Source organism: Mesorhizobium caraganae, assembly GCF_016836705.1.
GTDB lineage: Bacteria > Pseudomonadota > Alphaproteobacteria > Rhizobiales > Rhizobiaceae > Mesorhizobium > Mesorhizobium caraganae.
On sequence record NZ_JAFCGY010000015.1, the window covers coordinates 84,495 to 109,831 of the forward strand.

Sequence of the window (25,337 nt, forward strand, 5' to 3'; positions counted from 1 at the left end):
TGGTCATACTGATGGTGTTCAAAGGGAGCGGAGCGGTATGGCAAGGACGTTCACCTATTCCGGCAGCCCGGCGCATATCGTCTTCGGCAATGGCGCGTCCTCCGAGGTCGGCATCTGGATCGAAAAGCTCGGCTGCAAGCGCGCGCTGGTGCTGTCAACGCCGCATCGGGCTGCCGATGGCGAGGCGCTTGCCAAGTCGCTCGGCGCGCTGGCGGCGGGCACCTTTTCGGACGCCGCCATGCACACGCCGGTCGATGTGACCGAAGCGGCGATGTCGAAGGCACAGGAGGTCAAGGCCGACTGCGTCGTCGCACTCGGCGGTGGCTCGACCACCGGACTCGGCAAGGCGATCGCCTGGCGTACCGACCTGCCGCAGATCGTCATCCCGACCACCTATGCCGGCTCGGAGGTGACGCCGATCCTCGGCCAGACCGAGAATGGCGAAAAGACCACAATGCGTGACGCAAAGATCCTGCCGGAAGTGGTGATCTACGATCCGGAATTGACCACCGGACTACCGGCGGCGATGAGCGTCACCTCCGGCCTCAACGCCATGGCGCATGCGGCGGAAGCGCTCTACGCGCAGGACCGCAATCCGATCTCCACCTTGATGGCGACCGAAGGGCTGCGCGCGCTGAAGACGGCGCTCCCGGTCTTGGTCAAGGAGCCTAGAAATCTCGACGCACGTGGCGACGCGCTCTATGGCGCATGGCTGTGCGGCACGGTGCTTGGCACCGTTGGCATGGCGCTGCATCACAAGATCTGCCACACGCTGGGCGGCTCCTTCGACATGCCGCATGCCGAGACCCATGCGGTGATGCTGCCGCACACGATCGGCTTCAACGCTGTTGCCGTGCCAGACCTGCTAAAGCCAGTCGCCGACATTTTTGGCCGCAGCGCCGGTGGCGGCCTGCATGATTTCGCGAAGTCCGTCGGCGCGCCCCTGACATTGAAAGAACTCGGCCTCAAGCAGACCGATCTCGACCGCGCCGCCGAGATCGCGACCAGGAACCCATACTGGAATCCGCGGCCTTTCGACCGCGCCGCAATCCGCGCTCTTTTGCAGGACGCGTGGGAGGGAAGGCGTCCGCAAAACTGACGGCAACAAGGAACTTACCAGCCGCGAATTCATCAGGAATACCGCCGCGACCGGCGTGCTCGCGGCCTCGCGGTGCCGGCGATCGCCCTGCCCTTTCACACATCGCCGGCAGGGCATGAGCGGCCCCGCCAGATCGGCGCGGGCCGCTCACGCTTTTGTGCGCGCGAAAAAGTGCTCCGCTGAAAAAGCCCATTGACATCGGCCGTATTTTTGACGCAAACGTTATATTGTTACTGTTATACAGTTACACGGCGCCGCCTCTCCGGCGACGTGCCTTCCAGACTGCAAGGAGACCAAGGATGCGCCCCATTCCCTTTCTCGCCGCGCTGCTGGTTGCGGTGCCGCTTTTGACCGGCACGGCCGCCCGCGCTGAAGACAAATTGACCATCGTGGCGGCCGAGAATTTCTATGGCGACCTCGCCCGGCAGATCGGCGGCAGCAATGTCACGGTCACCAGCATCCTGGCCAGTCCCGATGACGATCCGCATCTGTTCGAGACCAGCCCGTCGACGGCGCGCATCATCGCCGACGCCAAGATCATCATCTACAACGGCGCCGACTACGATCCGTGGATGGACAAGCTGCTGTCAGCCTCGACCAGCAAAGACCGCACGACCATCGTTGCCGCCGACCTGATCGGCAAGAAGTCGGGCGACAATCCGCATCTGTGGTATGACCCGGCGACGCTGCCGGCCATCGCCAAGGCGCTGAGCGCCGATCTTGCCAAGCGCGATCCGACCAATGCCGTGCATTACGAGGCGAACCTGAAGGCCTTCCAGACCTCGCTCCAGGCCATTGACAAGGAAATCGCTGACGTCAAGAAGACCTATGCCGGCACCGAGGTGACCGCCACCGAGCCGGTGTTCGGCTACATGGCGGAAGCGCTCGGCCTCAAAATGCTGAACTATGATTTCCAGGTGGCCCTGATGAACGACGCGGAGCCGAGCGCCACCCAGGTGGCGACGTTCGAGAACAGCCTGAAGGACGGCTCGGCCAAGATCCTGTTCTACAATTCGCAGGTGACCGACGAGGCAACGACAAGGTTGCTCGACATCGCAAAACAGAACAAGGTCACCGTCATCGGCGTCACCGAGACGGAACCGGCGGGACAGACGATCCAGACCTGGTTCGGCGGCCAGATCGACGCCGTCCAGGAGGCGCTCGCAGCCCGCACGCAATGAATGTGACTGCCAATGAACGTGACTGCCAATAAACGTGACTGAATGAACGCAATTGAATTCGACAAGGTCACCCTGACCTATGGGGGACGCCGGGTTTTATCCGACGTCTCCTTTTCGATTCCGCAAGGCGCCTTTATCGGCCTGCTCGGCGCCAATGGCGCCGGCAAGACGACGATGCTGCGCGCCATACTCGGCCTGATCAAGCCGGCCGGCGGCGCCATCTCGGTGCTCGGCAAACCGCCAACGCGCGGCAATGCCGCAATCGGCTATATGCCGCAGGCGCGGCGCGCGCTGAGCGATGTCGGTATCAGCGGCCTCGACTTTGTGCTGAGTGCTGTCGGCGGGCATCGCTGGGGCTGGCCGGTCCCGTCCAGCGCCGAGAAAGAAGCCGCGTGGAAGGCGCTGCAAGCAATCGGCGCCACCGATCTCGCGCGGCGGCCGCTGGGCGAACTTTCCGGCGGCGAGCGCCAGCGCATCCTGATCGCGCAATCGCTGATCGGCGATCCGCAACTGCTTCTGCTCGACGAGCCGCTGATCAGCCTCGACGCGGCGCATCAGCGCGCGATCATCGATCTGGTGCACGAGATCGGCGAACGGCTGGGCATAGCGGTGCTGTTCTGCTCGCACGAGATCAACCCGCTGCTGCGCGCCGTCGACCGCGTGCTCTATCTCGGCAATGGCAAGGCCGCGATCGGCTCCGTCGACGAGGTCATCAGCGGACCGGTGCTGTCGAAGCTCTACGGTACCCACATCAATGTGGTGCGCGTCGCCGGCCGCATCTTCGTCATGGCCGACGATGTCGAACTGGAAAGCGGGGCGCATGTCCACGATCTTTGACTATGAATTCATGCGCAACGCCTTCTATGCCTGCACCATTGTCGGCATCGTTTCGGGCGCAGTCGGCTATTTCCTCGTGCTCAGGGGCCAGACCTTCGCCGGCCATGCGCTCTCCCATGTCGGCTTTCCCGGCGCCACCGGTGCCGGCCTGATCGGGCTGTCGCCGTTTCTGGGTCTCACCGTGTTCACGATCGCTGCCGGCATCGGTATCGGACTGCTTGGCGAACGCGCGCATCGCGACGTCGCCATCGGCATCGTTTTGACGCTGTCGCTGGGTCTCGGCTTGCTGTTTCTGCATTTCTACACCGCCTTCGCCTCGCAGGCGACCAACGTGCTGTTCGGCAATGTGCTGGGCATCAGCCTGCGCACCGTCATCGTGCTGGCGGTGCTGGCGGTGGCAATCCTCGCCGCTTTGGTGCTGATCGCCCGGCCGCTGCTGTTCGCCAGCCTGCAGCCGGAACTCGCCGAAGCGCGCGGCGTGCCGATCACCCTGGTATCGACCCTGTTCATGGTGCTGGTCGCCGTCGCCACCTCCGAGGCGGTGCAGATCGTCGGTGTGCTGCTGGTCTTCGCGCTGATGGTGGCGCCCGCCGCCACCGCGCTCAGGCTGACCAGCGGCGTCGCCGCCGGCGTGCTGGCCTCGATCGCGCTTGCCGTCGTCATCGCGTGGATCAGCCTGTCGCTCGCCTTCCTGACCGACTGGCCGACCAGCTTCTGGATCACGGCGCTGGGCGCTGCCGCCTATGTCATCAGCGGCATGGCGCGGCGCTCGGCGTCCGCACCGGAGGCGCGATTGGCCGAAGGCAATCCCTGATTGCAATGCCGGGCGGCGGATCGGCCAGACCGGCTAGTAAAGCCCAAAACGGACGTTGGGGAATTACACCCAAAAAAAGTCAGGTTGAAAACCAGCCTCCTGAAACGTTTCAGCCGGGAAAGGCAAATCGATTCAAGCGCCTAGATCGCGACGGAAGTGACGCCGCGGCGCCACTCCGGAGCCACGGGAAAGCCCGGAAAAACGCCACTTACAACGATTTTTGCCTGACAGACGGCCCCTGGGCAGTTGGCCGGAAAGCCAGCCGGGAGGCACAAAATCGACCTCCCGGCATCCCTCTGGGCGGGCGTTGACAGACCGCGGGGGTGCATGCGTATACCAAGCCATGGGTCACGCCATGGCCGTGGCGGTTGAGACGGGGCTGGGGGGTTTCGTTACAACAGCATTGACGGCCCGGCGCCGGACGGGCGGCATGCACTCTCGGAGTGCGCCGCTCGCTCTTGGCTAACCATCGCAAGGTCGCCGGCAGCGGTGCGGCGATCCTGACAGGCGACCTCATCGACAAGGCACCGCCGAACGCCATCGTCTCAGCTTTCCGATCCGCATCGGTTCGAAGCGAACGAGGTGACGCCCCCTTAACCGATATTCGCTTTGCTACGTCCTCCTCTTCCCGACGGGATGAGGGGGACGCTGGCGACTGCGCAAGGAAATCACAACATCGCGTCGGCACCGGCCGGATCGATTCAATTCGCGACTCCTGCCTGGCAATGGTGTAAGAGAAGAGGTTGAGCGGAGGCGGTGCGCCTCCAGATCGGCTTTGAGCCTTGTTCCACCCCATCGCGAATATCGAGGACGCGCAGACGCTGGCGCAGGCGATTGTCAATACGATTGTCGAGCCCTTCCTCGTGCTCGACGAAAAGTTTCATGTGCTGGCGGCCAGCCGCTCCTTCTATCAGACCTTCAAGGTCGACCCGGAACAGACGCACGGCGCCTTGCTTTATGCGCTCGGCGACGGCCAATGGGATATTCCCGCCTTGCGTCTGTTGCTGGAGACGATCATCCCCGAGAAGACCGCCATGGACGGCTTCGAGGTCGATTATGATTTCCCCACCATCGGCCACCGCACGATGCTGCTGAACGCGCGCAAGGTACTCTACGATCACAGTTCAGCCATCACCATCCTGCTTGCCTTCAACGACATCACGGCCCGCCGTTCCATCGAGAAGGAAAAGGAGGAGCTGCTTGCCCGCACCGAAGAATTGCTGCGGCAAAAGGATGTGCTGCTGCGCGAGATGGAGCACCGGGTCGCCAACAGCCTGCAGATCATCGCCAGCATCCTTTTGCTGAAGGCGCGCTCGGTCACCTCGGAGGAAACCCGCCAGCATCTGAAGGACGCGCATCAGCGGGTGCTGTCGGTGGCCGAAGTGCAGCGCCACCTCCACACAGAGGCCGGACTCGAAGAGATCGACGTCGTGTCCTATCTGTCGAAGCTGTGCAGCAGCCTGGCCTCGTCCATGGTCGGCGATGTCCAGCCGATCGAGGTCAACGTCACGGCGCAAGGCGGCAGGATCGATTCGCAAAAGGCAGTGAGCCTCGGCCTGATCGTCACCGAGCTGGTTCTCAATGCGATCAAATATGCCTTCCCGATGGAGAAGGCCAAGGCGCTGATCCAGGTCACTTACGAGACCGATGGCAGCGACTGGAAGCTGACTGTGTCCGACAACGGCGCCGGCAAGCCCGCCACCATTGTCGCCAGTGCGGGCCTGGGAACAGCCATCGTCGAGGCGCTGGTCAAGCAGCTCGAGGCCAAGATCGAGGTCATCAGCGACAACAACGGCACCAGCGTGTCGGTGACCAGGGCGACGTTCATCTCGCGGGTGCCGCGCGCGGCGTAGCGCGGTCCACCCGGTAGCGGGAGCCTTGGCTCGGCTTCGCCATCAGATTGAATTCCACCAAAGGCGGGATCGATAGCCGATATGTCGCAGATAGTTGCCAAGTCCGACGAGCAGAAGGATGCCGAAGCCGAGGTCGAGGGCTTTCACGACGACCTCGGCCCGTTCGTGGTTGCCGCCGAGACGACACGAATGGCGATGGTTTTCACCGATGCAAAGGAACCCGCCAATCCGATCATTTTTGCCAATGACGCCTTCCTCGCCTTGACCGGATACGCCAGGGAAGAGGTCCTCGGCCAGCCCTTCAATTTCCTGATGGCGGACGCCACCGACGCCGGAGCGCTCAAACGCATCGAGCTCGAGTTCGAAGCCAACGCGCAGGCGGGCACGGAAATCCTCTACAGGCGCAAGGATGGCAGCGAATTCTGGGCGGGGCTTTTCGCCAGTCCTGTGCGAGACAAGAGCGGCGCCATCGTCCAGTATTTTACCTCCTTCGTCGATCTGACCAAACACAAGCAGGAGCAGGCGCAGTCCAAAATGCTGATCGAAGAGCTGAACCATCGCGTCAAGAACACGCTCGCAACGGTTCAGTCGATCGTCTGGCAGGCGTCGCGCGCCAATTCCGACCCGCGGGCGATCCGCGAAGCCGTCGAGTCCAGGTTGTTTGCGCTCTCCCGGTCGCATAATTTGCTGACCCGCGAAAACTGGCACAGCGCCGGGCTGCTTGACGTGCTGCGCGATGCCCTGGAACCGTTCGGGGTCAGTGACGGGCAGGCGGAGCGCCTGGTGATTTCAGGCGAGAACATTCGCCTCTCGACCAAGGCGGCCCTGGCGCTTGGCATCGCCTTCAACGAACTCGCAACCAACGCGGTGAAATACGGCGCGTTTTCCAATGACAAGGGTTCGATCCGGATCGACTGGACGATCGAGCCGACGCCCGATGGCCGATTGCTGGTCCTTTCCTGGCGAGAGAAGGACGGGCCGCCGATTGCGCGGCCGCTGCGAAAAGGGTTCGGCTCGCGTGTGATCGAGCGCGGCCTGACCCACGAACTCGAAGGCACTGTGCAACTCGACTATCGTCCGGACGGGTTGATTTGCACGATGAACATTCCGGTACCGGGATCACGCGATGGATAAACTCCTGTCTGGAGATAAACTTCTTTCCGGCCGTCGCCTCCTCGTTGTCGAGGATGAAATTCTGGTCCTGATGATGATCGAGGACATGCTGGGCGACCTTGGCTGCGAATCCGTGACCTCAGCCGCCACGATCGAAAGGGCCCTCGCGCTGATCGAGGCGCAGGTCTTCGATGCCGCCATGCTGGACATGAATCTGGATGGCGACGACAGCCACACTGTGGCCGACGCGCTTGCCAAGCATGGCGTGCCGTTCATCTACTCGACCGGCAACAACGATCGCGACATGCGCGAAGGCTTCAGCAATCGTGGCGTGCTTCGCAAGCCGTTCAGCTTTGACGAATTGACCGCAAAACTCGACCACCTTCTTGCTCCCTGACTATGGGAGCATTGTTTGCCGGCTGTCAGGCCATTGCGCCTGACGGATAGAGCCAGGTGGAACGCAGGAAGGCAAGTATTTCTGCCGCGAGCGCCTCTGGCGCCTCTTCAGCCATATGATGTCCGCAGTCCATGCCTTTGCCTTGCAAACTTGTCGTCCACGGGCGCCATACACCAAGAACATCGCCATAGAGCCGTTCAAGATCATCACGCATCGACCATAAAACCATGGTGGGACATTGGATCCGCCGGCCGACGCTTCGGTCATCGGCGTCGTGCAAATGGTCAAGCGAGAGGCCTGCCCTATAGTCCTCGATCATGCCATGGACGACACGAGCGTCGAGAATTGCCGCCCTGTAATCCGCAAACGCCTCCGCGCCCATCTGTTCGGCGGAGCCGCCATACCAGGCTTGCGGGTTGGCCATGATCGCCTGTTCCGGCTTGTCGGGCTGGGCAAAGAAGAACCAGTGCCACCAGTCGGCAGCGAAACGGGCGTCACATCGTTCCAGCGCTTCCAGGATCGGAACGCCGTCCATGACGATGAGATGCGTTACCGCGGACAGATGATCCATCGCCGTCCGGAAAGCGGTGTAGCTTCCGCGGTCGTGCCCGGCGACGGCAAAGCGCTCAAAACCCAGATGGCGCATGAGCGCGACACAGTCACCCGCTTTCGCACGCTTTGATGAACCTGCGTGGTCGGGGGTGTCCTCAGGGATCGAAGACTGCCCGAAACCACGGAGATCGGGACAAACCACCGTATGGTTTTCGGCGAGAAGCGGGGCGACACGGTGCCAGGTGGCATGTGTACGTGGATGGCCATGCAGAAGCAGAACCGGCGGCCCCGCACCGCCGTGCCGGACCCGAAGCGTCGCCTCGGGCAGCTGGATTGTCTCAAGCCGGAAACCTTCGAACATCAAGTAGCTAAACCTTGGCTACGGCCGAAGGTTCCGCCCTTTGGAACAAGAACGCCGCGCGGCCGTTGTATTGAGTGGCAATTGTTTTGCCGCAGCCCAAGAAAAAGGCGGGCCGTCATGAACAGCATTATTTGGTTGGTCGGAGCCGTGGTTATTGTCCTGGTAATAATGAGCTTTTTCGGCTTGCGTTAGGCCACCCGGTTTACGGCAGGCACAAGTCACTGGCCAGGCAAGAGCGGCATACGCCGAACGCCGGCGCCGCGCATAGGAGACGAATATGGATATCACCACAATTCTGGTCATCGTTCTTATTGTTCTAGTACTCGGCGGCGGCGGCTTTTACGGCCGCGGACGCTGGTACTGACAACAAAGATCATCGCCCAGTCCGGAGGCTTTGGTTCCCGCACGCCGCCCGATCGGCCCGCGTCCTCCGCCGGAGGCGTGGGCTTTTTTGTGTCCTCCTGGTCTCACGAAATTGCCGATCGGTGGTGACGCCGCGTTTAGGCGACGTGGAATGATAGGCGTTGGCCAGAGTTAGCGCCAAGGGCTCGCCAGTCCCGCGACGCATTCCAAGGCGAAGCCACCACGAGTTTGTGCAGATTATCGACTAACTGTCTTCCAAGGGAACAAACGCCTTGCTGGTGCGTTGATAGGTACATCGAGCGTCCCAAAGCGCTTGGTCGTTAAAGAACCCGCCTCCCGACCCCCTCCGGACGCGGGTTTTTTTGCGCCTGGGAATTTCTGCGGTGTTCCTGAAACAGGAGGAGAGACGGCCCTGCCCGCAAACGCCGCTTCGCAAGGCGGTGCCTCATTCGGTCGGGATCACCATCGTGGAAAACGCGCCGCTCCATCCGCAAAGCTTCGGTACTGGGGACAATATTAAGGCGGCGGCGTTGGGCGCCGAAAATTAGCCGCGCGACCGGGGTCTGGGCTTGTCCGATGTATCCGATGGATTTGCTGAAAGCCTGGCGGAGCGCTGATCGTTAAGTCGCACTGCCTTCTTTTTCGCCTCAGCCTCAACAGCGGCGCCAGTCAGCTTCGGCTTTGCTGCAATCGCATAGTCGGCTCTATTCGTTCGGTAATCCGTTTGAATGGCCATTTTTTTGATACTCCCTAATGGACATAAACGCGTTCGAGCGCCAAGACGTTCCAGATCCTGCGATCGCCTCGCCGCGACTGGTGCCCCATCGTCCTCTCGGGCAGTGGTCTAGCGATATGCCTGCCGCCCCGACATCGTCTCAATCTTGATCTGGTAGAACAGATGGCTGCCCGAACCGGCCTGCTGGCCGGGTTTCAATGCTCCCGGCTCCCACCAATTGGCGTGCTTCTGCAGCAGCGACCAGGCAAATTCCCGGTCATGATTGGACGCGGGGATCTGCTGATCCCTGGCCGGAATCGTGCTGTCGAGCGCGGGCGGTTTGGGCAGATCCTCGAACAGGCCGTCGACGACAACGCTCTTCCAGCCATGAACGGTGCCGACATCGTCGACCTGCAGGCAGACACGCGGGTTCTCTCGCATCCATTCGACCTTCTTGCCCGGCAGCGAGAAGCTGAAGATGAAATTGTCGCCGAAGGCAAAGTGGATCGGAACCACGTAAGGCCTGTTGTCGCGGACGCAGGCCAGTCGGCCGAGCCTGGCCGACTTCAGCATGGCGGTGCATTCCTGCTGCGTCATCTCCCTGATGTCCATTGTTCTTCCCGTCGATACTCGTTGAAAGTGTTTGCGTTGAAAATCAGGCCGCGAGATCGATGCGCCGAATGGCGCGGACCGCCTCCGACTCGGCGACGCCGATCAGCGCATCGATGGCCTGGATGGTCTCGATTTGGCCGCGCGCAGCCACCGTCCTGCGCAAGGCATGGAGGTCGTCGCGGATTTCGCAGAGTGCGGTTCGAACCGTGAGGGGCATGGGCCGCCTTCCTGTGGACACAACCGCCGGAGATGGCGATCGGTTCCGCTGCGAGCGCAATGACTCGCCAATGTCGCGACAGGGCATAAAAGCAGGGTCGCAGGCCATGTCTCGGGCGCCTGCCCATCAGCCGGCTGAAAATCTCAGATTGGAAAAAATATTTTATCGTCATTACCTGCTAAGCAATGTGATTCCAAATTTTTGCGAATTTATGGAACCTTGTTCCAGACGGTTCCGTTCTTCCTTCGATCGCTGCTTGGACCATCCGAAAGGCAATCAGGAGAAATATCATGAACATCAAGAAGCTTTGCATGGGCGCGATGGCGCTTACGATGATGACCGGCGCAGCAATCGCCGGCAGCACAACCGGCGGGGCGCTCGACGACCCGGCGAAAATGTCGCCTTTCTTCACCGACGCCGGTATGAAGACCATGCGGCCGGCTGAAGAATTCAAGGTCGCCTGGCTGGCGATGAAGGAAGAAGATCGCGCCGGCATGACCAAGGAATGCGGCGACGAGGCAATCGCCAAGGCGCATGACGATTTCTGCAAGATGACCAAGCAGCTCGGCGGCGCCAACTAGGCGCGGCCAATCGCGAAGATCCGATGGCGGGCAGAAATGCCCGCCATTTTTATGCGCGGCCAGGCAACCCTGACGACGAGCCGATCAGGAACCCTGACGACGTCGATCAAGCAAGCTTGACGACGTCGATCAAGCAAGCTTGACGACGAAGTGCTTGGTCACCGGCTCGAGGATCTTCCAGGTTCCCTTGAAATCGGCTTCGACCACGAACGCATCGCCGGGGCCAACCTCGACCGGCGCGCCGCCATCCGGCGTGATGATGATGCGGCCGGCGATCATGTGCACAAACTCATAGTCGGTATAGGTGGCGTGGTAAGTGCCGGGCGAGGCCCGCCAGGTGCCCGACATCACCTTGCCGTCGGCGGTGGTGTGCTGCACGGCGGTCTGCATGGTCGGCCTGCCCTCGACCGCGATCCAGCCCGGCAGGTCTTCGCCATCGGCGTGCTCGACGGCGCCGAATTTGAGGATGGTGGTGTTGGTCATGGGAGGGCTCCGTTCCGCCGGCATTGGCTGCCGGTTGGATAGCCGATGCGCATGACAGGGGCAACGCAAGGGCCGACCCACGATGTCGGAGATCAGCGAAGGTGGCGATGACAGCGTCCTTCTCCCCGTTCACGGGGAGAAGATGGCGGCAGCCAGATGAGGGGCGGCGCGAACGCTCGTCATTCTGCCAATTCCGCAACAGATAAATAGGGCGCAGGCCATACTGGAACAGCAGCGGCGCGGCCCCTCATCCGCCTGCCGGCACCTTCTCCCCGTGAACGGGGAGAAGGAAGAATCTCGACTTATGTTGCACCGCGATAGATTTGTTGCATTGCGATATCGGCCTGCAGGGTCGAGTCTTTGCATCGGGCGGGCTGTCAACGGCTACGGCCCCACGCGTCCATCCCGGCGCGCAGGGACGCTGGAGCACGTGTGATCCTCGGCGAGATGGTGCGGCATCTCGGCCAGGCGGACTTTGCTCCGGGATCATGCGACAGGACGAGGTTTCACTGTGCCAGCATCGTTCCGGCCCGATATCGAAGGATTGCGCGCACTGGCGGTTGCCGGTGTCATCGCCTTCCATTTCGGCCTCACCGGCCTGCCCGGCGGCTTTGTCGGCGTCGACATCTTCTTCGTCATCTCGGGTTATCTGATCACAAAACATCTGCTCGCAGAAATCACCGAGACCGGGCGGCTGAACCTGTGGCGCTTCTACGCCAGACGCGCCCGGCGGCTTTTGCCGGCGTCGCTGTTCGTCATCCTTGCCACGCTGGTGGCCGGCGCCTTCATTCTGGCGCCGGAGGAACAGTCGCTCTATTCCAAGGGCGCCATGTACGCCTCCGCCTACATGATCAATCTGTGGCTGATCCGCTGGTCGTTCGACTATTTCGCGGCGGATGCGACCAGCAACCCGTTCATCCATTTCTGGTCGCTGTCGGTGGAGGAACAGTTCTATCTCGCCTGGCCGGCGCTGCTTGTGCTGGCGGCATGGCTGCGCCCCGGCAAGCGCGGCGCGATCCTGGTGATCGGCATTGCCGGCCTCATCTCGTTCGCCGTCTGTGCCTGGCTCACCACCATGGCGCAGCCCTGGGCCTTCTATTTCTCACCACTGCGCGCCTGGGAATTCGCCGCCGGCGGGCTGGCGACCATGCTGCCGCAAAAATTCTGGCAGGACCGCCCGGTTCTCGCCGCGCCGCTGGCATGGCTCGGCCTGGCGCTCATCGCCGGCGCCTATCTCTCCTTTACCGAGGACGCCCCCTTCCCCGGCTTCATGGCGCTGATGCCGGTAGCCGGAACCGTGCTGTTGCTGCTGGCGGGAGCGGGCAAGGGCGTGAACAACGAGGTCAGGAATGGCCCCAGTGCCGTCCTGGCGCTGCCGCCCCTGCAGTGGGTCGGCAAGCTCTCCTACTCGCTCTATCTTTGGCACTGGCCGGTGATCGTCTTTGCCGCGACGCTGGTGCCCGAGCTTTCGCCGCTGCAGCGGCTCGGCTGCATGGCGCTGACGCTGGCGCTGTCGCTGTTTACCTACCATGTCATCGAGAACCCGATCCGCCGCAACGGCTGGCTGATGGCCAATGCGGCGCGGGCGCTGGTGCCGGCTGTCCTCCTCACCGGCACCGGCGTCGCAGCCGCCTACGCCAATGCCAGGCTGGTCGTCCACGATCTCGATCCGCAGCAGCGCAGCATCGCCGCCAGCGCGGCGCGCCCCTCCACTGCCCGCGAGGCCGGCTGCGTTCTCAGCTATGAGACGGTGACGCCAAAAGCCTGCGTGTTCGGAACCAGAACCGCCGGGCGCACGATTGCACTGTTTGGCGACTCGCATGCCGACCACTGGTCGACGCCGCTGATCGAGGCGGCTGAGAAGAACAACACCAAGGTCGTCACCTGGCTCAAATCCTCCTGCCGGGCCTCGCGGATGACGGTCTGGGTGAGCAAGCTGAAACGCGACTACACCGAATGCGATCAGTGGCGCGAGCGATCGATCAGGCAGATCATCGCCGCACGGCCGAGCCTGGTGGTGATTTCGGAAATCGCGCAGACGAGTTTGCGCAAGATGTCGGTCGGCATGCAGATGCCCGAAAGCCGGGATGCCGACGCGCGGGCCGGCCTGCGCGCGACGCTGGAAGCGTTCAGCCAGGCCGGGCTGAAGGTCGCCTTCATCCGCGACGTGCCGTTCAACGACGACCATGTCGACACCTGCGTGGCGCGCGCGCTGTGGCGCGGGCAGACGCCGTCCATGTGCGACCAGAAGCGGGCCGACGCCGCCAACGACGCCGGCGCGGCGATGGAGCGCGACATCGTGCGCGCCATTCCCGGCGCCAGCTACGTCGACCTGACCAACCAGTTCTGCGACCAGAACACCTGCCACGCCTTCATCAACGGCAAACTCGCCTACCGCGACCGCCACCATCTGGCGACGCCGTTTGCGGAATCGCTGGAGCCGGTGGTGGAGAAGGCGCTGTTTTAGGGGGGTTAGATGAGAACAGCGGGGGCGCTGGCGGCCTGACCTTTCTGCTCGAGGGAGAGGTCACATTGCTCCGATCCGTCCCCTCCCGGATCGGGCAAATGCGGGTGGGAGGTGCTCTCCAGGCTGGAACACCTCTCACCCGGCTCCAGCGTTGCCGGCGGCCGAACGCCAGGCCGGCCACGCCGAGGGAGCCTATGCGCCGGTTTCCTTCGTCACCTTCACCTCGACGGTCATCCCCAGAAAACTCGAGGCGCTGCCGGAGTAGCTTCCAGAAAGCGGTATGGCTTGTTGAGGATGCCTGGCCACGGCCACCCTGATCAAATCCCGGTTGCCGACAATGCCATTGGTGGGATCGAACTCGACCCAGCCGGCGCCAGGCAGGTAGACTTGGCACCAGGCATGCGTCGACCCTCCGCCGCGCACATCCGCACTGTCGCGGCTCGGCACATAGACGTAGCCGGTCACAAAGCGGGCAGCGAAGCCCAGCGAGCGAACCGCCTCCATCATGAAAAGCGCAAAGTCCCGGCATGTGCCTTTGCGCAGATGCAAGGTCATCAGCGGCGGCTGCGTCCCGGTTTCGACCCGCCGGGAATAGACGAAGCTCTCGTGGATGGCGTAGCAGAGCGTCATCAGCAATTTGCCGGTCTCGGTGTGTCCCGTGGCACTGACGAACTGTCGCGCCCATTTGCCGACCTCGTCGCCATCGTCGAGATGATGGCGCTCCATGGTCTGAGCGAGGTCGGCCGCCTCGTCGGGATCGTAGGAGAATGGATAAATCAGCGCGGTCTCATCGATGCGGAAATCGGGCGCATTCTGCGGCGTGTGATCGAGCCGGATGTCTGTGGCGAAACGGAGTTCCTTGGCCGAACCCTCGAAATCGATCACCGCAACGCAATTGCCAAAAACGTCATGGATCCAGCCAACCGCCTTCGGTTCGGGGTCCACGGACAAAGCATGGTCCAGCAGCCGCTGATCGAAACTGTCGCGCGGCCTGAACATCAGCCGGTGCTCGCCAAAGCTCACAGGCTGGCGATAGCGATAGACGGTCGTGTGCTTGACTGAAAAAATCGGCATCGGCGTCCGTCGGCAATTGGCCTGCGGCGCAATCATATAGTGTTTTCCTCATACTTCCGATGGGTCCTGGTCGGAGCCGACCCGACCTATTCCGCTGAGGGCGCCCCCTTCCGCGACGGGTCGCGAAAGAGCGACGCCTTGCCGAGAGACGGCTCCATCATTGCATGCTGGGTGAAAGCGCGATGACAATCGGATGGTCGCTGAGCGTAGTTTCGAGCGAACGCACGTTGCTCAGAGTTTGGACCGGGTCAACGCCAATTGTTGGATCGTAGGTTCTTACCGACGCGCGCGTGTCGCCAAAATGGACCGTCACGCGGTCTTGGCCACTCAACCGTTCGTCCCACACGACCAGTTGGAACGTGCCGTCGCTGTGCTGCAGAAGCAGATCATGAACGGTCTCGGGTTGGTCTGCGATCGTGAAGTCGAGCTGGCCGGGTTTGGCTAGGATACCTTTGTCCGCCAAAATCGCCGTAAGGTTGTGAAGGTAGATGGCCGCCTTGCGGGGTGAATAATCCGCCTTGTAGAAGCCGAAAGATTGGTTGCCGCCTTCGTCAGTACGGTCCCGCAACAGATAGACCGATGTATAGGCGTAGCCGCGCTTGAACTGCGCGAGGTACAAGCTCATCAAATTCAGGCCGTGCATTTGTTCCGTGACCGCACCTCCGATCGTGGTCCCGGTCTCGGTCGTGACACGCGGCAGCGTATCGAGTTGCTCCTGGGTGTAGCCCCGAAACCCTCTCGCCCATGTGACGCCGAAATTGCCGAATAGCCCGTCCACTCTGGATGCGGCGGTTGGATCGGCAGCGTGCCACGTCTTGTTGTCGGCCGGATACGGCGAATGTGAGTGATAGATGTAGTTGTGCACATTGGCGTAGTCGGCATACGTCGTGCCGTCTGGCATCCGGGTTCCGGCGCCGGGCGGGATTGTAAGGAACTGAAGCCCGACATTGTCTTTCTGCGCGCCGGATTCCGAGATCGACCAGACAGGATACTTAGCAAGCACCGGATCACTTTTGACGGCCTGGTAGAGATCGCGCTGAAGCTTGGCGACGGCCATCCACGAGCGCTCGCTGCCGCCGCCCTTCTCGCCCTGATAGGTGACACCCCAGTTGTTCGGCTCGTTGTTGCCCTCGAACGCGAGCAGCGCGCCGGCTTCTGCAAGCACCTTACCTGTTTCGACCAGCTTCTTCACATCAGTCCCACCACTGACCAATCCCCAATTCAGGCGCACGCCGGTTTCGCGATGCAGATCGAGAAAGGTTTGGATGGTTGTGGGGCCGTTGTCGCTCAGGCCTTCTATTCCCGCCCTTACCCATCGAAAGCCGCAATAGCGGACCATCTCGATCGTCCTGGCCAACGGCTGGCCTCGATCGGGGAATGTGGTAACGACGCCGATGCTGTCGAGAAAGTCATTCGTCGCAATGGCGGTTTGGGGCGCTGCAAGCGAATGGCCAGGTGCTATGGGCACCACAGCCAGCGCCAACCAAGCGAGGGAGCGAAGCATTTTGGAAGGGGTGATCATCGCCTGGGACTTCAAGCCTCTCTAACCCACATCTCGCCATAGCGCATAAGCCGGTGCTCGCGAAAGCTAACCTTCTGGCTGTAGCGATAGACGGTGGTGTGCTTGACTGAAAAGATCGGCATCGGGTTCCGTCGGGAAATTGGCCTGCGGCGCAATCATACGGTGTTTTGGGCGTGCGTCCGATGGGGCATGTTTGGGGGCATGCGCGGAGTGTTTTCGCGCAGGCGACCCTCGCGCGATCGGATGGCGCAGGCGCCGTTCTTAAGGCGCGAACGTCGGCCTCTGACAGCCTGTTAATGTGCAACTTGGGAAGCTGCCGACATCAGTTCCTCGGGGTTCGGTGTCTTGAACGTAATATCGGGGCCATCCTCCAGACCTTCAGTGAAGCTCCAGCGTACAATGCCCCCTCGGTCGATTAGGAACTGACCGACAAGCAGCTCCTTTGCGGAAGCCATCATTTGCTGATCGGCTTCCGTAATCTCATACCCCTCCTTCTTGTTGAGAAACTCATCCATTGCCATGGGGTCCATAGGCTCGGGCAACTCGCCTGGGAGATGGATCCGCAGCCCCATGACCTTGTCCATTCCGACCTCGCGCAAGCCGAAAGCACGGTGTGAGGCCCGCTCCGGGTCGGACGCGGCGAGAAGATCGGGTGTCGGATGGTAACGGAAATAAAGCCGCGCCCTCTCGACCGGCGTATTGACCACCGCTAGGCATTCGACGCCTTTCTCACCCAGGGCCGGCCTGAGTTGCGCCATTGCCGCGACATTGCGGCGACAGAAGGCACAGTGCAGGCCTCGAAACAAACCGATCAACAACGGGCTTCGGCCTCGAAAATCGTCCAGCGCGATTTTGCCTTCGCGGGAGATCGCATCGAGCACAATATTCGGCGCCCGGTCGCCCGGCTGCAGTGGGCGGTCGACACTACTCGTGGACATGGACAACCTCCTCGCCCCGGATAAGCACACCCAGCGTTTCGGAGTTGAGCCCGTGCCGGGGCGCCAAGACAAAAATAGCTTTCGACCTCTGCCATTTTGCCGAGGTCGAGATTGCGTGCACTGCAAGCGCATCATAACACAAAAAAGCATCTGCGGGTCGCCCGTTTCGCAAGCCGTCTCGAGTGCTGCGGTAAACGGCGGGTCGTCTCATCCGCGCCATGGGACAACACAACGGCCCATCATCCCCTCAAACCCATCCGCCAAATTCACCGCCGCCTCCACCAGCATCGAGCGCACGGCCGGCCGGGCGTCGGGTTGGCGTCGACCAGCACTGGCTGGCCTGGTGGATGACGAAATCGAATTTGCCGTAGTCGAAGCCGAGTTCTCACCCAGGCTTGCGCTTAGCCGAGCGGCGACGGGCGCCGCGCCTACCGCGCTTGCAAATCTCCACCCAGATGCCATCTAGATCTCAGGCGCCCAGCCGGTGCGCACCTGGCCACGGAGAACAAAACTTTGACGCAGCGAAGCGGCAGTGCGGACCTGCCGCTGCATGGCGGGCGGGTGCCGAAATGGCTGGGCGATCGCATGACGCGGCTGGGCGCGGTGCTGTGCGAGGCGATCATCCATCACTATGGCCGCGACGAGCTGTTGCGGCGGCTGGCGCATCCATTCTGGTTCCAGTCCTTCGGCGCCGTCATGGGCATGGACTGGCACTCCTCGGGCATCACCACCTCGGTCGTCGGCGCTTTGAAGCGGGGGCTGAACCCGATGTCGCGCGAGCTCGGCATCCATGTCTGCGGCGGGCGCGGCGCGCATTCGCGCAAGACGCCGCAGGAACTGACCGCGATCGGCGAGCGCGTCGGCATCGATGGCGCGTCGCTCGCCACCGCCAGCCGCCTGGTCGCCAAGGTGGACAGTGCCGCCGTGCAGGACGGCTTCGACCTCTATCTGCACGGCTTCATCGTCACCGACGACAGTCGCTGGGTGGTGGTGCAGCAAGGCATGAACGGCGACAGCCGCCAGGCGCGCCGCTACCACTGGCTGTCGGAAGGGCTGACCAGCTTCGTCGACCAGCCGCATGCGGCGATCGAGGGCGAGCGGCAAGGCGAGATCGTCAACCTGACCGACCATCGTGCCGAGCAGTCGCGAACCGGGCAGCTCGACCTGCTGAGGACCATGAGCCCGGAGCGGATTCTCGACGAGCTTGCCGTGCTGGAGCCGCCGCCGAAAGCGCTGCCTGCGAAACCAGCGGCGCAGCCGATGTTGCCCAATCTGGTGATGCCGGCGCATCACGACGTGCGCGAGAGCGACATCGTCATGCACCGGCTGCACGGCAACATTTCCGCCGCCATCGAAAGCGGGCCGGCCGATTTTCCCGAACTGCTGCTGGTGCCAGGCGTCGGTGCGCGCACCGTGCGAGCGCTGGCCATGGTGGCGGAGGTGGTGCATGGCGCGCCCTGCCGCTTCTCCGATCCGGCACGCTTCTCGCTCGCCCATGGTGGCAAGGACCGGCACCCCTTCCCGGTGCCGCTGAAGGTCTATGACGAGACGATCGCGGTGCTGAAATCGGCCGTCGGCAAGGCAAAGCTCGGCCGCGAGGAAGAACTCGGCGCGCTGAAGCGCCTGGACGGCGAGGCACGGCGGCTGGAGCGCTACGTCACCGGGCCGAGCCTGAAGGAGATCGTCGCCGGCGAGTTCGACCAGTCGCATCTGCTTGGCGGGCGCAGTGTGTTCGGGTGGGAGAAGGCGCCGGAGGATGGTGAAGTGCGGAAGCCGCTGAAGAAGGGTGCCTAACACGCACGATGAATCGGCCTGACGCATTGATAAGGATCGTCTGTCAGCGCCGCCCCTCATTGTCCTGCCGGACATTTCTCCCCGTAGTGACGGGGAGAAAGATGCTGTCCTCGCCGCTTTCGCCAATCGCCAACGTCGCAGAAAGGGCGCCGAGGTCGCGGCTGTTCCCTTCTCCCCGTCACTATACGGGGAGAAGGTGCCGGCAGGCGGATGAGGGGCGGCGCTACCCTTGTGTAAATGCTTCTGTAGGCACCTTCCGGCTCAGGACTTGATTCACTGAATTGCTCCACCCTTCACGCTGCGCGTGGCGAACGGATCAAAAAAGGGAGGATGATGGCTGACAGGCGGTGACGCTGGCTTACCCTCATCCCGCAATGCTCGCGCAAGGGGTTGTCACATCTCGTAAAAACTATGGAACGAGGTCGCGCTCCGGGGGTTATATTAGATCAACCTTGAACAGGAGGCAGCCATGAGAAAGCTCCTGCTTGCTTTGATTATTGCCATCTCCGCAGCGGCAGCGATGATTGCCCCGGCGAATGCCGGCGGGCGCGTCGTGATCGGCATCGGTAACGGCTACTATGACGATTACTACAATGACGGATATCGCGACTATTACGGTGATCGCTACGCACCTCGCCCCTACTATCAGTATGATGCCTACGATAACGGCTTCAGGTATCACCGGTACCACAGGTACCACAGGCATCATCACCGCTGCCACATAGAGTTGGTCAAGCATTGGCGCCATCATCACAGGATCGTTGAGGAAATCCGCGTTTGCGAGCGGTGATCCCGATAGCGTGAACCGGTCCGGCCGGCATTTGTCGGCCGGCCGCTTTTGCCTCTCCGCGGACCGCCGACCTTATCGCGGCTTGCGCATCAGCATCATCCCGTAATGCACGGCGAGCAGGTCGAGCCCGACCTTCAGCAGCTTCACCACCACATCGCGTCCCTCGCCGGTACGCTCGGCAAGCGCCTTCACCGACTGGCCTTCGAGGCAGATGTTGCAGACGGCGTCGGCCAGTTCCCAATGCGCCAATGCGGCATTGGCGCCAGCATGGGCGCGGCCGGCGTTGAGCATGCGGTCGGGGATGCCGCCATTGATGCGGCTGCTATCGACGCGTTCTTCCCAAGGCATCGGCCGCAGCCCGTCGCGTGAGGCGCGCTCGAAATCATCGCGAAAGCGCTGGCCGGCCTCGCGCTGCTGGCGCGTCAGCGAGGTGATGCCGACGAGCGGATCGACATTGCGCAGCCGCACGACACCACCGGTCGCGGTGTAGCCGCCATTGGAGACCTCGTAGACGCGACGCGCCTCTTCGGTGCCAGCGCTCAGCCGCTTGCGACCGAAGCGATCATCCTTCAGCGCGAAATCATGGCCGATCTCGCGGCGAATGCGCACCTGCTCGGCTTCGTCCCTGGGCAGTTTCGGCGGCTTTGCTTTCTGCGCGGTTTTTTTGCTCATCGGGTGATCCTTGTGGGGTGGATTGTTGAGCTGGAAAGATTGGCGTTCCTTCGCGCCCCCCTCTGTCCCGCCGACCTGTCACTGCTCGTCGCTTCGCCAGCACACCGGAGCCGATGCCTGGCGATCAGCCCTCGCCGATACTGGTGCCTACACCACCTCCACCACAGGCCGGTGGAAGCGCGCCTGATGATATTCGCAGTAGCTTTTCAGCGCCCTTGTGCGCAGGCCGCAGCACAGCATGTCCGGTCCCGGCAGGCTGCCTGGCTCATCATTTTCGGGGTCTTCCTCCAGCGCCAGGTCGAGCGGCGCGCGGCAGCGGTCGAACAGGCAATCGATGAAGCGCATGGCGGCGACATGCGGCTGGCGACCGATGGCGGCGGGGCGCGGCGCCGGCATCTTGAAGCGGTAGATTTCGCCGTCGACCACCAGTCGCCCCTCGCCCGGGATCGAGCGTGCCGGCCGAGGCGGCGACAGTGGCTTGGCCGGTGGCTGACGGGCCGGTTTGGCGACCGGCGCGGTTGGTCCTGTCTGCTTCGAAACGTCTGGCTGCCTTACGGGCTCGTTCGGCTGGTTCCTCGCGGCCGTGTCCTGGGCTACATTTTCATTGGCCGCGGGTGGTCTTGCTGTGCTCTTTCCCGCCGCATTCTTCCTGGGTCGGCCGCCGGACCGGCCGCCCTTGGGATTGGCAAAGCCGATGGTCTTCAGCGCGCTGTTGCGGTGGACGATGCCGATGATGGCGTTGCGCGAGACCGGGCTGCTGCGCAGCGCCGTGAAGCGGATGGCGATCCTGGCCGCCGACAGGCCATCCCTGAGCCAGACGGCAATCTCCTGCAATTCGGTCTCGGTATAGGCAGTCATGTCGGATCCATTGATTTGCGCGCAAAGGCAGGCGCTCGGCCTGAGGGCCAAGGCAAAGGTTCAGAACGTCGAGTTTGGTATTGTCAGGCGGTGCTGGCGGCCGGCAGGGAGCCTACGAGATGCCGCAGTGCAGCTTCCGCTGCCGCTTTGGTGAGGGCGGAAACCGCCCTCCCCGTCAGCCGGTCAAACAGGATGACAGTGCCGTCTTCCGTGCGGATACAGGAGATGCCCTGCCCGCCGGAAGCAGCCCTTGGCGCACCGGCGGCGCCATCGGGCAAAAAGGTGGCCGGAGCTGGGAGAGGAGCGGCTCCGGCCGTTCCGATCGACAGGGGGAGGCCGACCGGATTCGGGGCAAAAGCCCCGGTTGGCGTCCGGACCGGGGAGGAGGACGGCCCGGACGATGGGAGAAAGCTGACGATGCCTGCGGAAACGCTTGCGGTTTGTTTGATCATGCGCTAAGCGTACGATATGTACGAAACGTACGCAAGCGAAATCGTACGTATTGGACGATAAATTTCAGGCAATTTGTACGATGCAGGAACCGAGGCACAGATTGCAGCAGGCACGGGCGGAGGCGGGTTATGCCTCGCCGAGCGACGCCGCGCGGGCATTGCGCGACATCAACAAGAACACGCTGATCAGCCACGAGAACGGCAACCGGCCGCTGTCGCGCAAGGCGGCGGAGAAATACGGCCGCCTGTTCGGCGTCGACCCCGGCTGGCTCTTGTTCAACGGTGAGAGCGGCAGCCTTGCGGGCGGCCATTTCGGCTTTGACGAGGCGGGCCGGCAGATCCCGATGCCGTCGCTGGCCACGGTCGACGTGCCCATCGTCTCGTGGATCAGCGCCGGCGAACTCGGCAGCCAGGACATGGTGGTCAATCTCAGCGATTATCCGACCATCCCCACCACCGATCTCGAGCAGGGCCAGTGGATTGCGCTGCGCGTCGACGGTCCGTCGATGAACAAGATCTCGCCGCCGGATTCGATCATCTTCGTCAACCTGCGCGACAAGCGGCTGGTGACCAATGGCTGCTACGTCATTTCCGACGAAAGCGGCCAGGCCACCTACAAACGCTATCGTCCCAACGAGAACCCGCCCTTCCAGCCGGCCTCCTACATGGACATCCCGCCGCCAGCGCTCGAAGGCGCCATCACCATCATCGGCCGGGTGAAGCGCTCGATGATCGACATGTGAGGGGCTAATCTCCCCCCTCGAGGGGGAGATGTCGCCGAAGGCGACAGAGGGGGTCGCCGCGCGTGAAGCGCCGACTCTCCATCTGCAGGGTAAGTCGAGCCCAGTCGGACCGACCCCCTCTGGCCGCTTCGCGGCCATCTCCCCCTCGAGGGGGGAGATTACGCCCCCAAAAACTCGTTCGTAAAATAAGCTCCAAAATCCGGCCTTTCCTTCAGCACCTTGCCATCACCATCGAGCAATATTCCGGCGTTGAAGAGGTAGGTTCCCATCGCCTCGACCTTGGCCTTGTCGATGGTGCCGATGACGCCGGCCTCGCTTCTGAGGAAGTGCCCGTCGACCAGCATCTTCAGCGAGGCGTGGATCAGCGCCGGGTCGGTCAGCGCGTCCTTGTTGGACGCGATCAGCAGGTCGCCGGCTTCTTGCGGATGATCGACGGCAAACTGATAGCCGCGCCGCGTTGCCTCGACGAAGGCGGAAGCCGTTTTCGGGTTTGCCTGGAGATAGGCATCGCTGGAGGCGATGACGGTGGTATGCTCGTCAGGCACGCCGTAGTCGGCGTAGCGGAAGCCGCGTTGCCTGATGCCTTTCAGCTCGGCATCGACGCCTTCCCAGGTCGAGACCTCCAGCGTGAAATCGACCGAGCCATTGGCCAGCGCCTCATAGGCCGAGGTGCCGAGCGTCACCGTCTCGAAACTGCCCTTGCCGCCATCGTGGCGGATGATGGTCGAGATCAGCGTGTTTTCCCAGGCGCTGCCGAAGCCGCCATAGGTCAGGCCGTCGAGATTCTTCGGGCTCTTGATCTCGCTGCGATCCGCGTTGAAGACCAGCCGGCCGGTCTCCTGCTGCACCACGGCGTAGACCGCCTTGAGGTCGGCGCCGGCGGCGCGCTGGGTGAACAGGCCGACGCCGGCAATGCCGAAATCGGCGATGCGGTTGGCGACCAGCGTGCCGGCGCCGGTATCGCCATAAGGCAGGATGTCGACGGTGAGCCCGGCCTCGCCGTAAAAGCCTTTGTCGCGGGCCACAAACAGGCCGATATGGTTGGTGTTGACCGTCCAGTCGAGCGCGACGGTGACTTTTTGCGCAGCCGCATGAGCGCGCGAGGCCAGCGGCAGTCCGGCAGCCAGCGTCAAAAGCAGCGCTTGCCGGCGGGTGAATTCGGTCATGATGATCTCCTTTGAGCGGTCTGGGGGAGCGAGGCTGGGTCAGTCCCGGGATTGAGCAGCGTGTCGAGGATTTCGGCTTCGAGCGCGGCGGCCTGGCGCGCGGCATCGCTGCCGGCGGCGCGCGGTCGCGGCAGCGGCACGGCGATCTCGCTGATGATGCGGGCTGGCCGCGCCGACAGGAGATAAATGCGGTCCGACAGGTACACCGCTTCACGCACGTCATGGGTGATCAGCAGCGCCGTCCAGCGATGACGCTGCCACGTGCCTTCCAGCCAGCGCTGCATGGCCGCGCGTGTCAGCGCATCCAGCGCGCCAAAGGGCTCATCGAGCAACAGCATGTCGCGTTGCTGCACCACAGTGCGTAAAAGCGCGGCGCGCTGGCGCATGCCGCCGGAGAGTTCCGCCGGCCAGGCGCGCTCGAAGCCGGCAAGGCCGAACTCGGCGAACAGCGGCGCGACTTGCTCCTGCGCCGCCCGTCGCGGCATGCCCTGCACTTCGAGCCCCAGCGTCACATTGTCGATGACGCGCCGCCACGGCATCAGCGCGTCGCGCTGCGGCATGAAGGCGAAATGGCGACCATGGTCATCGAGTGGCGCACCGTCGAAGCGCATGTCGCCCTCGCCTTTCAGCGCACCGGTCAGCAGCTGGAACAGGGTCGACTTGCCGGCGCCGGAGGGGCCGAGGATGGACACGAACTCGCCGGCCGCGACATGAAGCGAAATGCCCGCGAGCACCTCCAGCGCGCCGAAGCTTTTGCTGATATCGCGGAGTTCGAGCCGTGTCATTGGGAGCTCTCTCCCGAAGACTTGCCGCCGCGGCTCTCGCTCCCCGCATTTTCCCAGGGCATGGCGAGGCGCTGGATGAGCACCGCAAGGCCGAACAAAGCAAGCGTGAGCGCCGCGCTGACGGCGACCGCGGCGAGCACCAGATCGGGGCGGAAATTGTTCTTGGCGTTGAGCATGTAGATGCCCAATCCCTCCGCCGCCCCCGCATATTCGGCGAAGATCGCGCCGACCACGGCGTAGGTGATGGAGATGCGCAGCCCGGCGAAGAAGTACGGCAGCGCCGAAGGCAACCGCGCCAGCCAGAAGATGCGCCAGCGCCCTGCTCCCATGGCGGCGAGCATCTGGGCAATCTCCTTGCTGGTTGCAGCGTAGCCTTCGACCAGCGCCACCATCATCGGGAAGAAAGTGACCAGTGCGACGAGCAGGATTTTCGGCATCAGCCCGAAGCCGAACCACAGCACGATGAGCGGCGCGATGGCGACCAGCGGCAAGGTCTGGCTGACGATCAGCAGCGGGAAGAGCGCGCGGCGCAGCGGAGCCAGAAAATCGACCAGCGCCGAAAGCACGAACGCAGCCACCAACGAGCAGGCAAAGCCGGCAAGCGTGGCACGGATGGTGGGAAGCGTATTGTCGGCAAGGGCAGCGCGGTTCTCCCAGGCCTGCAGCAACACGCGCGACGGCGCCGGCAGCATGGTGGGCGCTGCGCCACCATAGCGGGCATTGAGCTCCCAGGCCGCGAGGAGCAGGGTGAAGGAGATAGCGGCGGGGATGGCCTTGGCGATGGCGGAGGCTGATCTCCCCCCTCGAGGGGGAGATGTCGCCGAAGGCGACAGAGGGGGTCGCCGGCCATAGAGCGCCCACGCCTTGCCGATGCGAAAAGAGCGTCGGCGCTCCACGC

At 62.9% G+C, this 25,337-nt stretch carries 24 protein-coding genes; 12 read left to right on the forward strand and 12 right to left on the reverse strand.

Going from position 1 to position 25,337, the window contains the following annotated elements; genetic code table 11:
* Positions 1-37: 37 nt before the first annotated feature.
* The 7 genes from JQK88_RS22720 (at position 38) to JQK88_RS22750 (ending at position 7,294) form a co-directional block, all read left to right on the forward strand.
* Positions 38-1,099 carry a maleylacetate reductase gene (locus JQK88_RS22720; protein ID WP_203279490.1) on the forward strand — a complete coding sequence of 354 codons (1,062 nt, stop codon included), beginning with the start codon at positions 38-40 and terminating at the stop codon, positions 1,097-1,099.
* Positions 1,100-1,398: 299 nt separating this feature from the next.
* Positions 1,399-2,280, forward strand: a complete 882-nt coding sequence (locus JQK88_RS22725) for a metal ABC transporter solute-binding protein, Zn/Mn family (protein WP_203279491.1) — start codon at positions 1,399-1,401, stop codon at positions 2,278-2,280.
* Positions 2,281-2,322: 42 nt separating this feature from the next.
* Positions 2,323-3,117 (forward strand): metal ABC transporter ATP-binding protein, encoded by a 795-nt coding sequence (locus tag JQK88_RS22730; protein WP_192248837.1) that lies wholly within the window; start codon positions 2,323-2,325, stop codon positions 3,115-3,117.
* On the forward strand, positions 3,101-3,931 hold the full coding sequence (locus JQK88_RS22735; protein WP_203279492.1) for a metal ABC transporter permease: 831 nt from the start codon (positions 3,101-3,103) through the stop codon (positions 3,929-3,931). The genes JQK88_RS22730 and JQK88_RS22735 overlap by 17 nt, the downstream gene beginning before the upstream one ends.
* 782 nt (positions 3,932-4,713) lie before the next feature.
* On the forward strand, positions 4,714-5,784 hold the full coding sequence (locus tag JQK88_RS22740; protein WP_203279493.1) for a sensor histidine kinase: 1,071 nt from the start codon (positions 4,714-4,716) through the stop codon (positions 5,782-5,784).
* 81 nt (positions 5,785-5,865) lie between these two features.
* The gene (locus JQK88_RS22745) at positions 5,866-6,918 is read left to right on the forward strand and encodes an HWE histidine kinase domain-containing protein (RefSeq protein WP_203279494.1); all 1,053 of its coding nucleotides are present in this window, start codon (positions 5,866-5,868) and stop codon (positions 6,916-6,918) included.
* Positions 6,911-7,294, forward strand: coding sequence for a response regulator (locus JQK88_RS22750; protein ID WP_203279495.1), 384 nt, complete (start codon positions 6,911-6,913; stop codon positions 7,292-7,294). Before JQK88_RS22745 ends, JQK88_RS22750 begins: the two co-directional genes overlap by 8 nt.
* 25 nt (positions 7,295-7,319) lie before the next feature.
* On the opposite strand, the gene JQK88_RS22755 is transcribed toward JQK88_RS22750, so the two are convergent.
* From JQK88_RS22755 to JQK88_RS22765, 3 genes are all read right to left on the reverse strand, one after another.
* Complete coding sequence (locus JQK88_RS22755) at positions 7,320-8,207, reverse strand: alpha/beta fold hydrolase (protein WP_203279496.1); 888 nt, start codon at positions 8,205-8,207, stop codon at positions 7,320-7,322.
* Positions 8,208-9,414: 1,207 nt separating this feature from the next.
* The gene (locus JQK88_RS22760; protein ID WP_203279497.1) at positions 9,415-9,897 is read right to left on the reverse strand and encodes a pyridoxamine 5'-phosphate oxidase family protein; all 483 of its coding nucleotides are present in this window, start codon (positions 9,895-9,897) and stop codon (positions 9,415-9,417) included.
* Positions 9,898-9,940: 43 nt separating this feature from the next.
* Complete coding sequence (locus tag JQK88_RS22765; RefSeq protein ID WP_203279498.1) at positions 9,941-10,114, reverse strand: hypothetical protein; 174 nt, start codon at positions 10,112-10,114, stop codon at positions 9,941-9,943.
* Positions 10,115-10,404: 290 nt separating this feature from the next.
* Here JQK88_RS22765 and JQK88_RS22770 point away from each other — a divergent pair, with 290 nt between their 5' ends.
* Positions 10,405-10,695: a hypothetical protein gene (locus JQK88_RS22770; RefSeq protein WP_203279499.1), complete on the forward strand. Its 291-nt coding sequence runs from the start codon at positions 10,405-10,407 to the stop codon at positions 10,693-10,695.
* Between the two features lie 129 nt (positions 10,696-10,824).
* Here JQK88_RS22770 and JQK88_RS22775 read toward each other — a convergent pair whose 3' ends face one another.
* A complete protein-coding gene (locus JQK88_RS22775; RefSeq protein ID WP_203279500.1) occupies positions 10,825-11,178 on the reverse strand; it encodes a cupin domain-containing protein in 354 nt (117 codons plus the stop codon).
* 511 nt (positions 11,179-11,689) lie between these two features.
* On the opposite strand from JQK88_RS22775, the gene JQK88_RS22780 reads away from it, so the two are divergent.
* Positions 11,690-13,645 (forward strand): acyltransferase family protein, encoded by a 1,956-nt coding sequence (locus JQK88_RS22780; protein ID WP_203279501.1) that lies wholly within the window; start codon positions 11,690-11,692, stop codon positions 13,643-13,645.
* 192 nt (positions 13,646-13,837) lie between these two features.
* On the opposite strand, the gene JQK88_RS22785 is transcribed toward JQK88_RS22780, so the two are convergent.
* The 3 genes from JQK88_RS22785 to JQK88_RS22795 all read right to left on the reverse strand — a co-directional run bounded on the left by JQK88_RS22785 (position 13,838) and on the right by JQK88_RS22795 (position 17,179).
* Positions 13,838-14,719, reverse strand: a complete 882-nt coding sequence (locus JQK88_RS22785; protein ID WP_203279502.1) for a transglutaminase family protein — start codon at positions 14,717-14,719, stop codon at positions 13,838-13,840.
* A gap of 157 nt (positions 14,720-14,876) precedes the next feature.
* A complete protein-coding gene (locus tag JQK88_RS22790) occupies positions 14,877-16,241 on the reverse strand; it encodes a glycosyl hydrolase (protein ID WP_192248803.1) in 1,365 nt (454 codons plus the stop codon).
* Between the two features lie 293 nt (positions 16,242-16,534).
* A complete protein-coding gene (locus JQK88_RS22795) occupies positions 16,535-17,179 on the reverse strand; it encodes a peroxiredoxin-like family protein (protein ID WP_203279503.1) in 645 nt (214 codons plus the stop codon).
* Between the two features lie 513 nt (positions 17,180-17,692).
* Between JQK88_RS22795 and JQK88_RS22800 the strand changes: the two genes are divergently transcribed.
* On the forward strand, positions 17,693-18,973 hold the full coding sequence (locus JQK88_RS22800) for a DUF763 domain-containing protein (protein ID WP_203279504.1): 1,281 nt from the start codon (positions 17,693-17,695) through the stop codon (positions 18,971-18,973).
* Positions 18,974-19,442: 469 nt separating this feature from the next.
* Positions 19,443-19,763, forward strand: coding sequence for a hypothetical protein (locus tag JQK88_RS22805; RefSeq protein ID WP_203279505.1), 321 nt, complete (start codon positions 19,443-19,445; stop codon positions 19,761-19,763).
* 72 nt (positions 19,764-19,835) lie between these two features.
* Here the strand turns inward: JQK88_RS22805 and JQK88_RS22810 are convergent, their stop codons facing one another.
* Together JQK88_RS22810 and JQK88_RS22815 are read right to left on the reverse strand one after the other, a co-directional pair.
* Complete coding sequence (locus tag JQK88_RS22810; protein ID WP_203279506.1) at positions 19,836-20,435, reverse strand: DUF6456 domain-containing protein; 600 nt, start codon at positions 20,433-20,435, stop codon at positions 19,836-19,838.
* Between the two features lie 147 nt (positions 20,436-20,582).
* Positions 20,583-21,293 (reverse strand): GcrA cell cycle regulator, encoded by a 711-nt coding sequence (locus tag JQK88_RS22815; protein WP_203279507.1) that lies wholly within the window; start codon positions 21,291-21,293, stop codon positions 20,583-20,585.
* A 532-nt stretch (positions 21,294-21,825) separates the two neighbouring features.
* On the opposite strand from JQK88_RS22815, the gene JQK88_RS22820 reads away from it, so the two are divergent.
* Entirely contained in the window at positions 21,826-22,488 is a 663-nt protein-coding gene (locus JQK88_RS22820; RefSeq protein WP_203279508.1) for a LexA family transcriptional regulator, read from the forward strand.
* Positions 22,489-22,646: 158 nt separating this feature from the next.
* On the opposite strand, the gene JQK88_RS22825 is transcribed toward JQK88_RS22820, so the two are convergent.
* Genes JQK88_RS22825 through JQK88_RS22835 form a run of 3 tightly spaced genes read right to left on the reverse strand, consistent with a single transcriptional unit; the run spans position 22,647 to position 25,272 of the window.
* Complete coding sequence (locus JQK88_RS22825; RefSeq protein ID WP_203279509.1) at positions 22,647-23,654, reverse strand: ABC transporter substrate-binding protein; 1,008 nt, start codon at positions 23,652-23,654, stop codon at positions 22,647-22,649.
* The gene (locus JQK88_RS22830) at positions 23,651-24,439 is read right to left on the reverse strand and encodes an ABC transporter ATP-binding protein (RefSeq protein ID WP_203279510.1); all 789 of its coding nucleotides are present in this window, start codon (positions 24,437-24,439) and stop codon (positions 23,651-23,653) included. Before JQK88_RS22830 ends, JQK88_RS22825 begins: the two co-directional genes overlap by 4 nt.
* Positions 24,436-25,272, reverse strand: a complete 837-nt coding sequence (locus tag JQK88_RS22835) for an ABC transporter permease (protein ID WP_203279531.1) — start codon at positions 25,270-25,272, stop codon at positions 24,436-24,438. The genes JQK88_RS22830 and JQK88_RS22835 overlap by 4 nt, the downstream gene beginning before the upstream one ends.
* Positions 25,273-25,337 lie beyond the last annotated feature (65 nt).